Annotated in this window: 11 protein-coding genes; 2 read left to right on the plus strand and 9 right to left on the minus strand. The window is 33.9% G+C overall.

The window, feature by feature from the left end; all coding sequences use genetic code 11:
* On the plus strand, positions 1-1,278 hold a 1,278-nt coding region (locus tag N3C60_09130), incomplete at its 5' end, for a hypothetical protein (protein ID MCX8085069.1).
* Between the two features lie 38 nt (positions 1,279-1,316).
* Here the strand turns inward: N3C60_09130 and aspS are convergent.
* From aspS to tsaB, 9 genes are all read right to left on the minus strand, one after another.
* Entirely contained in the window at positions 1,317-3,110 is a 1,794-nt protein-coding gene (gene aspS / locus N3C60_09135; protein ID MCX8085070.1) for an aspartate--tRNA ligase, read from the minus strand.
* 15 nt (positions 3,111-3,125) lie between these two features.
* Positions 3,126-4,367 carry a histidine--tRNA ligase gene (gene hisS / locus N3C60_09140; GenBank protein MCX8085071.1) on the minus strand — a complete coding sequence of 414 codons (1,242 nt, stop codon included), beginning with the start codon at positions 4,365-4,367 and terminating at the stop codon, positions 3,126-3,128.
* A 68-nt stretch (positions 4,368-4,435) separates the two neighbouring features.
* Positions 4,436-5,131, minus strand: a complete 696-nt coding sequence (locus tag N3C60_09145) for a cytidylate kinase-like family protein (GenBank protein MCX8085072.1) — start codon at positions 5,129-5,131, stop codon at positions 4,436-4,438.
* Complete coding sequence (folK, locus tag N3C60_09150; GenBank protein MCX8085073.1) at positions 5,122-5,616, minus strand: 2-amino-4-hydroxy-6-hydroxymethyldihydropteridine diphosphokinase; 495 nt, start codon at positions 5,614-5,616, stop codon at positions 5,122-5,124. Before folK ends, N3C60_09145 begins: the two co-directional genes overlap by 10 nt.
* A 1-nt stretch (position 5,617) precedes the next feature.
* Positions 5,618-7,000, minus strand: a complete 1,383-nt coding sequence (locus N3C60_09155; GenBank protein ID MCX8085074.1) for an NAD(P)/FAD-dependent oxidoreductase — start codon at positions 6,998-7,000, stop codon at positions 5,618-5,620.
* A 12-nt stretch (positions 7,001-7,012) separates the two neighbouring features.
* Entirely contained in the window at positions 7,013-8,167 is a 1,155-nt protein-coding gene (gene metK / locus N3C60_09160) for a methionine adenosyltransferase (protein ID MCX8085075.1), read from the minus strand.
* Complete coding sequence (locus N3C60_09165; GenBank protein ID MCX8085076.1) at positions 8,167-8,397, minus strand: DUF465 domain-containing protein; 231 nt, start codon at positions 8,395-8,397, stop codon at positions 8,167-8,169. Before N3C60_09165 ends, metK begins: the two co-directional genes overlap by 1 nt.
* Positions 8,384-8,845, minus strand: coding sequence for a ribosomal protein S18-alanine N-acetyltransferase (gene rimI / locus N3C60_09170; protein ID MCX8085077.1), 462 nt, complete (start codon positions 8,843-8,845; stop codon positions 8,384-8,386). The genes N3C60_09165 and rimI overlap by 14 nt, the downstream gene beginning before the upstream one ends.
* Positions 8,826-9,395 carry a tRNA (adenosine(37)-N6)-threonylcarbamoyltransferase complex dimerization subunit type 1 TsaB gene (tsaB, locus tag N3C60_09175; protein MCX8085078.1) on the minus strand — a complete coding sequence of 190 codons (570 nt, stop codon included), beginning with the start codon at positions 9,393-9,395 and terminating at the stop codon, positions 8,826-8,828. The genes rimI and tsaB overlap by 20 nt, the downstream gene beginning before the upstream one ends.
* A gap of 163 nt (positions 9,396-9,558) precedes the next feature.
* Here tsaB and N3C60_09180 point away from each other — a divergent pair.
* Positions 9,559-9,848 (plus strand): AAA family ATPase (locus tag N3C60_09180; GenBank protein MCX8085079.1); only part of this gene is annotated, 290 nt, incomplete at its 3' end.

Consider the following 9,848-nt stretch of genomic DNA (forward strand, 5'->3'; position numbering starts at 1 on the left):
GTAAAGGAATTTTTGGGTAGGTTTTTTTATTCAACATCTAAGGGTGGGATTTACTTTGGTCTTTTATATATTTTGTTATTAGTGGTTTTTAGTAATTTTATTAAATTGAGATTAAAGGTCAGTAAATTTGTCATCCCAGTATTATTGGCTATGTTTTATTTATTAGGTTTGGTACTAAATTTTTATTATTACCATAAGTTCGATATAAATTGGAGTGAAAGAGTCATACAATGGTATGATTTTTATTCAAACAGTTTTAATAGTATATTTCACAACCATATTCTAAAACCGTTAAATTACATCTTGTTAGGATTTATTCCTGCTTTTAGCGTAAAATATGATTTGGGGAGTACTTTTGTGAGCTTTTATTCTGAATATTTTTTTATTTTTTTAGCGATAATATATGTTGTTTTGATGTTACTGCCTGTTGTTATGTCATATCAGATAATGCTAAAATACGATTTTAAAATGAATATTTTCATTTTGTTTGCTGTGTCTATCTCATATTCATTAAAAAGTATCACTGATGGTGGAGTTCTTTCTGGGTATACTATTGTAGCTTACTTTATTGTGTTTAATCTAATGTTGATGAAGGATAAAAGAGAATTTGACAGTTTTTGGAGAAGAAAATATTATTTTTTAATTTTGCTTTTTATTTTTAATGTATTGATTGTTTTATTTCGATTTAAAAAAGATGATCTTTACTTTGGTGATTTAGTTTTTATATATATCTTTTTTCTTTTACTTATCTATTGGGATTGTCTTAAGAAAAGGCAGTTTGTGGTCATTGTTGTAGTTGCCTACTTCTTTTTTAGCATCTTTTTTAGCTATTTTACAACGCATCATTGTGTATTTGAAAGAGGGGATTTCTATGTTTATTCAATCAGTAGTGATTTAGAGATAAAAAGATTAAGTTATTACTCAGTCAGTCCATATCAGATATATTTAAGTTTTTTGGAAGATATATATAAAACAAAGAAGATACTAATTTTTGATAGAGATAGTAAGGGGAGTTTTCTAATAAGTTTACAAATAATCCCCTTATATTTATCTAATAGGGGTATCTTCAGAGAAACAGATATTATATCTCTAAAAAGTATAAATAAAACAGATAATGAAAGGCTTAAGTTAACTTTTGAAATGAAAATACCACATTATTTAAATTCGAATGAAAGATGTGATTTGGTTGTTAAAAACAATTTTTATGTTATTTTACATACAATAAATAATTATTTGCAAATGAGTGGTTTTAAAGAATATATTATGATATTAAAATAAAGATGTTAGATTTAGAGGTGGATTGCTCCACCTCTTTTTTATTCTATTTCCTCGAGGATATCGAGCTTTATGCTTAGTTCTTTGAGCTGTTTTGAATCTACTTTGTTGGGAGCATCGCTCATAAGGCAGGTTGCTCTTTGGGTTTTTGGAAAAGCTATAACATCTCTAATGGAATCTGCACCAGCCAGTATTGCAGCAATTCTGTCAACTCCAAATGCAATGCCACCATGGGGTGGTGTACCATATTTGAGAGCTTCAATGAAGAAACCAAATTTTAGATCGCACTCCTCTTTGGTTAGTCCAAGAATATTAAACATCTTTTCTTGAATATCGCTTCTATGGATCCTTATACTCCCACCACCTATTTCTGATCCGTTTAAAACAAGATCATATGCTTTTGCTCTTATCTTTAATGGATCTGTATCAAAAAGTGGTATATCCTCATCTACAGGGGCAGTAAAAGGATGGTGAACGGCTGCATACCTCTTTTCCTCTTTATCCCACTCTAAAAGAGGAAAATCTATGACCCAGGTGAAATTGTATTTATTCTTATCGATGAGGCCAAGTCTTCTACCAAGCTCAAGTCTGACCTTTGACATGAAAAGGTTTACTGTGGACTTTTCACCGGCGCCGAAAAATATTATATCCCCTACCTGGGCATCCATAGCATCAAGGATCTTGTTTGTTATCTGTTCCCCTAAAAACTTTGTGATTGGTGATTGGAGACCATCTTCGTTAACTTTTATATAAGCGAGCCCTTTGGCACCTAAAGATATTGCATATTCTGTGATCTCATCAATCTCTTTTCTACTAAACTTTCCAGCACCTTTGGCATTTATCGCTTTAACAATACCACCCTCTTTGAGGGCATCAGTAAATACCTTAAATTCACAATCCTTTACTAAATCATTGATTGTTTTTGTGAAAAGTTCAAACCTTGTGTCTGGTGCATCGTGGCTGTATTTCTCCATAGCTTCAGCATACGTCATAACTGGGAAGGGTCTTTGAACTTCTACACCAGCAATCTTTCTAAAGATCTCCACAAAAAGCCCCTCTATGAGATCCATAAGGTCATTTCTATCTATAAACGACATCTCCATATCAAGCTGTGTGAATTCAGGCTGTCTATCTGCTCTTAAATCTTCATCCCTAAAACATCTTACTACTTGGAAATATCTATCATAGCCTGAAATCATGAGAAGTTGTTTAAACATCTGGGGTGATTGGGGTAGTGCGTAGAATTTTCCTGGGTTCACTCTACTCGGTACCAGGTAGTCCCTTGCGCCTTCAGGGGTACTTTTGGTTAAGAATGGTGTTTCGATATCCAAAAACCCTTTACTGTAAAGGTATTCCCGCATTGTTCTTGTTAAATTATGTCTCATGATTATGTTTTTTTGCAGATTTGGTCTTCTTAAGTCCAAATATCTATATTTAAGTCTAACATCCTCACCAACGTTGGTATTTTCTTCTATCTGGAAGGGGGGGGTTTTAGCGTTATTTAATATTTTTATCTCGTTGACAATTATTTCGACTTCGCCTGTGGGGATTTTGTCGTTTATAGTCCCCTCTGGTCTTCTTTCTACTTTCCCTTTTACAGCAATAACATATTCACTCCGTACAGCTTCGGCTATTGTGTGTGCTTCAGCACTTATCTCTGGGTTTAAAACCACCTGTAATATGCCCGTCCTATCTCTTAAATCTATAAAGATTACTCCACCATGATCCCTTCTTCTATGGACCCACCCCATTGCGCAAATATTTTCTCCAATATTGGTAGCATTTAGTTCTCCACAGTAGTGTGTTCTTCTCCAATCACCTAATAACGATAGCATAAAAGCCTCCTTGTATTACCTTATATATTCTAAAATGTTTTCTCTTTTTACTTCCTTTTGTTCTCCAGTGTACATATTTTTTATCTGGACTGTTCCATTATTTTTTTCCTCTGTTCCAATTATTATTGTAAAATCTGCACAGAACTTATCTGCTTTTTTAAACTGACTTTTAAAGCTACTTAAATCATAGTCATAGCCTACTATGAAGTTATTTTTCCATAACATATTCAAAATTTCAAAACCCTCTTGGAGAGTTTCTTCGAAGAAAACAACATATATTTTTATATCTTTGTTGAATGTTAACTGTTTATCCATCATAAGGTTTACCAGTCTGTCTACACCAATGGCATATCCTATGCCTGGTACATCAGGTCCTCCAAGTGTCTTTACAAGACCGTCATATCTACCTCCGCCACCCACTGCATTACTGGCACCTAATTTGTCTGTAACAAACTCAAATGCTGTACGGACATAATAATCAAGCCCTCTTACCATAAAAGGGTTTATTTTATATTTTAGGTTGAAAAGGGAAAGGTAATATTGGGTTTTATGAAAATGATTGTGGCATTCTTCACACAAATATTGAATCATGATAGGTGCATCTTTTATAGTTTTTTTACATGATTCATTTTTGCAATCAAGAACTCTTAAAGGGTTTTTCTCTACTCTGTTTAGACAATCTGGGCATAGATACTGTCTTTGATCTGATAAAAAGGATATGAGCTTTTCTTTATAATTTGGTCTACAAGAAGGGCAGCCGATGGAGTTTATATTTAGTACTACTAAATCACTTACATTGCATACCTCAAAAATATCTGACATTGTTTTGATAACTTCTGCATCGACAGCTGGTGCTGATGATCCAAAAACCTCAACCCCTACTTGATAAAACTGCCTAAACCTACCCTTTTGAGGGCGTTCCCTTCTAAACATTGGACCATAATAGTAGTATTTTGATATGTTTTTACCTGTATAAAGCTTATTTTCAATATAAGCTCTTACTAATGATGCTGTCCCCTCTGGCCTTAGAGCAAGTCTATCACCACCTTTATCATCAAAAACAAACATCTCTTTTTCCACAATATCAGTTGTTGCTCCTATTCCCCGTTGAAACAGCTCCACTTTTTCTAAAATGGGTAACTTAAATTCTGTGTAATCATATCTTCTGAAAATTTCTACAAATGCTGACTCAACCTTAGACCAATAGGTGATCTCTTCACCGTAAATATCTCTAAATCCTTTAACTCTCGTAAACAAAAAAACCTCCTGAAAATATCATTGTAATAAGAAGTAAAGATTTAGTCAACGAAAATCTCTTTTTTACATTAAAAAATGGTCTCTACTATTTTTGTTATGATATTGGCTGTCTCTTCTATGGTAAATTTGTACATGTTTATCATTGTATGGTAAAGATTTGGATCATCTATATCGGCATTATAGTAATGTTTTAAAAAGTTTCTTCTTCTTTCATCTATCTCATCAATTTTTGTTCTGGCTGTTTTTGGGTCCATCTTTTCTTTTATTTGTAGCCATTTAATCCTTTCCTCTTTTGGGGCATAGAGTTTAACATGAAGTGCATCTTTATGATCTTTTAATATACACTGGCTGCCTCTACCCATTATTACCACATTCCCTTTTTCTGCAAGTTTTATAATTACTCTTTCTACCATTCTTTGAAATGCTTCACTATCGAAAATGGGATCAAAATGGATCTTTTCATCAAATAGGGAGCCTTCCTCTACAAGTACTGGACAATCAGGGCTGGGACATTTTAAAAAGGGATCATCTTTTATGATGTCGCTAAAGATGTTTAGATCTATATATTTTGATAAGATCGCTGACATGTTTGAATGATACTCTTCATCGAAATTTTTTACTATCTTTTCTGGTGTGCTTGTCAATATGGATACATATTGGATGATTTCATTGTTCACAAATTGATACCCTAATTTTTTAGCTACCCTTTCACCAACATATTCCCCAGAGCAGCCATATTGTCTTGAGATGGTAATTATGGCCAAGTAAGTACCCCCATTTTTTTTATATTTAGATCATCGTGTAATTCGTTTATCATTTCATAAATCGTTTTTTTGGTGACAGGGTGGATATAACTTTCTTCTACCTCTTTTAGAGGATATAGCACAAAGCTTCTTTTATGTAGTTCTGGGTGTGGGATATGGAGGAGATCACTTTTGTAGAATATACCATCGTAATCGAGGATATCTATATCTATTTCCCTATCAAGCCATTTATCTGTAATGTTTCTACCTAACTTTTTTTCTATGTATTTAATTGTAGTTAGTAGTCTTTCTGGTGATTGAATTGTGTATATTGATATTACCATGTTGAAATAATCTGGTTGATGATCTTTGAGCAATGATACGGTTTTATATACACTGGAGCAGGTAATAATAGGGAAAAAGTTTTTTATATTTCTTATAGCTTTTAAGAGGAACTCCCCTTTAGGGTTTTTATTACTACCTAATCCTAAAATAACTTTTTTCATTTCAGTTTCTTATCTTATTCCCAATGTCGACCAAAGCTTCCACAAATGTTGGATAAGAGAAGATATGTTTAGAAATCTCATCCAGATTAAGCTTCATCTTGATTATAAGGGAAAATATAGGTAAGAGTTCGTTGGCACCTTTACCTATTATGTGAGCACCTAATACTTTTTTGGTATTCTTTTCTATGATTACCTTTATCGAACCTTTTGAGTGTCCTGTAATTATGGACATTTCAAGATCGGAAAAAGAGTATTTGATGGTTTGGATAGAATATTTTTTGGATATAGCTTCCTGTTCAGTTAATCCCACACTTGCAATCTCTGGATCAATATACAATACTTTTGGAAAGATGAAGTTTATATTATCATCACTTTTACCAAGTATTGATTTTACTACTATTTCTGATGAAAGATAAGCCCAGTTTAAAAACATAAATTTGCCAGCAGCATCACCTACAAAATAAATATCTTTGTTAGTAGTGCTATTTAGTGTTTTTTCAATAACCGGCAGATCGTTTTCTAATGCTACACCGGCTGATTCCAAAGATAGATTCTTTATATTTGGTAAGCGGCCTACAGCTATAAATACTTCGTCAGATTGTATTTTCTCATTGTCAAGGAATATTAGAGTCTTATTACCGATTCTTTCTATGTTTGTTACAGTTTTTTCTTTAATGATGTTTATACCATCTTTTTTTAGCATCTCTTCGCACTTTTTTGTAATATAATCATCAAAGGTATAAAGTATCTTATCTTTGGATTCAACAACAGTAACATGACAACCTATCCTTTTAAAAAAAGTGGCGTATTCAATACCTATAAATCCACCTCCAATTATGGTTATAGAGGTTGGTATTTTCTCCATATTGATGATGTTTAATGGATCCAAATGTTTTTTTCCAGCTGCAAAAGGGAGAGTTTTAGGATAGGAACCAGTGGCTATAATTGCTTTGTCAAAGTTTAACTCTTCCGACTTTTTGTTTGAATGAATAATAGTAATAGAATGTCTGGATGTAAAGGAAGCAGTCCCTTCTATTTGAAGAACATTGTAATCATTAAGATCATCCTTATAGGCTTTGAATATCTTTGAAGAAGCGTTTTCTATATATTTTCGCATTTTCTTTAAGTCAAATATAGGTTCTGGTACTGTTTCTGTGTTATAAGTTATGAAATGAGAGGTTTTGGTTTTGAGTCGATTGTAGAGATAACTTAGATAAAGAAGAGTATTCGATACAGTGCTACCTGAGAGCTTTATAGAAGAGTTTATATCTTTGTCTATGATGGCTACTTTTTTACCAGCTTTGGCTAATTCAATAGCGGTACTGACCCCTGCAGGGCCAGCACCTATAACCACTATTTCTATTTTCGAGGTATCGGGGGGCATTTTGTATCCGTTTCAAGCACCGAGTTTACCTGCAAGAGTTTTGATCTCTTGGGCATAGTTTGTATTTTCCCATGTGAATCCATCTCTACCAAAATGTCCATAAGCAGCTGTTTTTTTATAAATTGGCTTTTTCAAGTCAAGGGCTGTTATTATGCCTTTTGGGGTTAGATCGAAGAGCTTTTGGACTATATTAGAGATTTCTTCATCAGGGATTAAGCCGGTATCAAAAGTATTTACCATTAGTGAAACAGGTTTGGCTACACCTATTGCATAAGCTATCTGTACCTCACATCTTTTAGCTATACCTGAAGCAACAATATTTTTGGCAACCCACCTTGCAGCATAAGCACCACTTCTGTCCACTTTTGATGGATCTTTACCTGAAAAGGCGCCACCACCATGTCTTCCAGATCCTCCATAGGTATCCACAATTATTTTTCTACCTGTAAGACCGCAGTCTCCCATAGGTCCACCTATGACAAATCTTCCAGTGGGATTTATGTGGTAGGTGACCTTTTCTTCATCCAAAAGGTTTGCGGGTATAACTTCTTTTATTACTTTCTCTATAATATCTTCTTTTATCTCCTGATGTTTAATATCGGGGGAGTGTTGTGCTGATACTACTATTGTATCAACCCTTACTGGGGTGTATCCATGATACTCAATAGTTACCTGAGATTTCCCATCGGGCCTAAGGTAGGGTAGTACCTCTTTTTTTCTTACTTCAGCAAGTTTCATACATATTTTGTGGGCGAGCATGATAGGTAGAGGCATGAGCTCCTCTGTTTCATCACAGGCAAAACCAAACATAAGTCCCTGATCCCCTGCACCTCCAGTATCTACGCCCATAGCAATATCAGGTGACTGTTTATCGATAGTGGAGATCACTGCACATGTCTCATAATCAAACCCATATTTTGCTCTTGTATATCCAATATCTTTAATAGTAGACCTTATTACCTCTGGTAGATCCACATACGTGGATGTGGTGACTTCACCAGCTACTATGCAAAGACCTGTGGTAACAAGGGTTTCAACAGCTACTCTACTGTTGGGATCATCTGCAAGCATTGCATCTAAAATAGCATCCGAAATCTGGTCTGCTATTTTGTCGGGATGTCCTTCAGTTACAGATTCAGAGGTGAATACATATTTTTTGTCTTTCATCAGTTACTCCTTTTTTTATGTTCTGATATTATTTGCTCCATTCTGTCTTTGCCCCTCAGCTTTCTTATTTTTATCTCCTTCATTTTAACTTGAACTTCGGGTGGAAAATACTTTAAACTGCACAATGCCTCTAAGTCCTGCTCAAGCTGAATATGCTCATCAAACAACATTCTGAACTCTTCATTATTATTGTAAAGCTCCTCAATTAACTCTGATTCATACTTTATCATAGTCCACCTCGCAAAATAGATTCATTGTATATGCATCCTTGTTCATACCATAAAAATTTTTCCTAATACCTGAAATATTAAAGCCCAAAGACTTATATAGATGAATTGCTGGGGTATTGTCAATACGAACATCAAGATAGCATACAAGGGGTTTTTTAGATCGTCTGATCATAACATTCATAAGTTTTCTTGCTATACCTCTATTTTGATGATTTCTGTTTACTGCTATATTTACTACTTCAATTTCGTTCACCATCTTCTCTGTGTTGAATAACTCCCAATATATCAAATAACCCAAAGGTATACCTTTTTCCTCATAAACCAAAAACCTGCTGACACTGTTTTCTAACTCTTTTTCAAAGTTTTCAAGGTTCCATGGTTTTTCATAAACATCTTTTTCTATCTCTATAATATAATCCAAATCCTTTCTAACAGCATTTCTGATCAAATTTTATTTCCGCTTCTGACTGTTTAAAGTAAAAAGGCACAGGGGGGATTATAAACTTTTCAAGATTACTATTTAATAGGGTTCTTGATATATCTACATATTCTACTATATTGGCATTTTCTGGTAGCTCTTCTTTGGTTATAGCCTTATACTCAGAGTATAGGTTGTTTTTAAAATCGTAGGATCTGATTACATATTCTTTACCACGTAATCTAATAGCCGCAATTACTTTTGTTTCATGTTTTGATAAAGCATAGGCATCCAATGTTGAAATACCATAAAGGGGCTTTTGTATCGCTTTTGATAAGCCAAGTAATGTGGCTACACCTATCCTTATGCCTGTGAAAGAACCGGGGCCAACTAAAACAAATAACTGGTCCAAATCATTTTTTATTATATCTGTAACTGTGAAAGATTGTTCAATGGTATCAATGATTTTGTCAGAGATATTGTTTAATGCATGGATGCTTGATTGATAAATGATTGAATTGTTTTTTGAAATGGCTATTGTCATAAATTGATTAGTGGTGTCCATGATAAACTTAATCATCTAATAATATTTATAGTTTATTTAAAAAATATGTCAAGGGGAACTGGGGTGGTGTAATTGAATTAATGAAAGGGTCTATAAGTATATAAAAATGAAGTGCTAAATTATCGTTGACAATTAAGCGCTTAGGAATTAACTATAATTAAAACCGGATGGTTAGAAGATGAAAAAACTACCAATAGGGATTTCTACATTTAGAACAATCATCGAAGAAAATTATGTTTACGTTGATAAGACCAAAGAGGCGTATGAGCTAATAGAGAATGGCCAGTATTATTTCCTCTCCCGCCCCCGAAGGTTTGGGAAGTCTCTGTTTTTGGACACGTTGAGGTCTATATTTGAGGGTAAAAAGGAGCTTTTTGAAGGTCTTTATATATATGACAAGTGGGATTGGTCTAAGAAGTATCCTGTTATTAGGATAAGCTTTAATACAGGGGATTACACCTCCAAAGA

The organism is Calditerrivibrio sp., from assembly GCA_026415135.1.
In the GTDB taxonomy this organism is placed as follows: domain Bacteria; phylum Chrysiogenota; class Deferribacteres; order Deferribacterales; family Calditerrivibrionaceae; genus Calditerrivibrio.

Coding starts and splice junctions, on each gene's coding strand:
- aspS (MCX8085070.1), bottom strand. CDS start 3,110: ATGCTATCGTTATTAGGTGATTGGAGAAGAACACACTACTGTGGAGAA.
- folK (MCX8085073.1), bottom strand. CDS start 5,616: ATGAAAAAAGTTATTTTAGGATTAGGTAGTAATAAAAACCCTAAAGGG.
- N3C60_09155 (MCX8085074.1), bottom strand. CDS start 7,000: ATGCCCCCCGATACCTCGAAAATAGAAATAGTGGTTATAGGTGCTGGC.
- metK (MCX8085075.1), bottom strand. CDS start 8,167: ATGAAAGACAAAAAATATGTATTCACCTCTGAATCTGTAACTGAAGGA.
- N3C60_09165 (MCX8085076.1), bottom strand. CDS start 8,397: ATGATAAAGTATGAATCAGAGTTAATTGAGGAGCTTTACAATAATAAT.
- tsaB (MCX8085078.1), bottom strand. CDS start 9,395: ATGATTAAGTTTATCATGGACACCACTAATCAATTTATGACAATAGCC.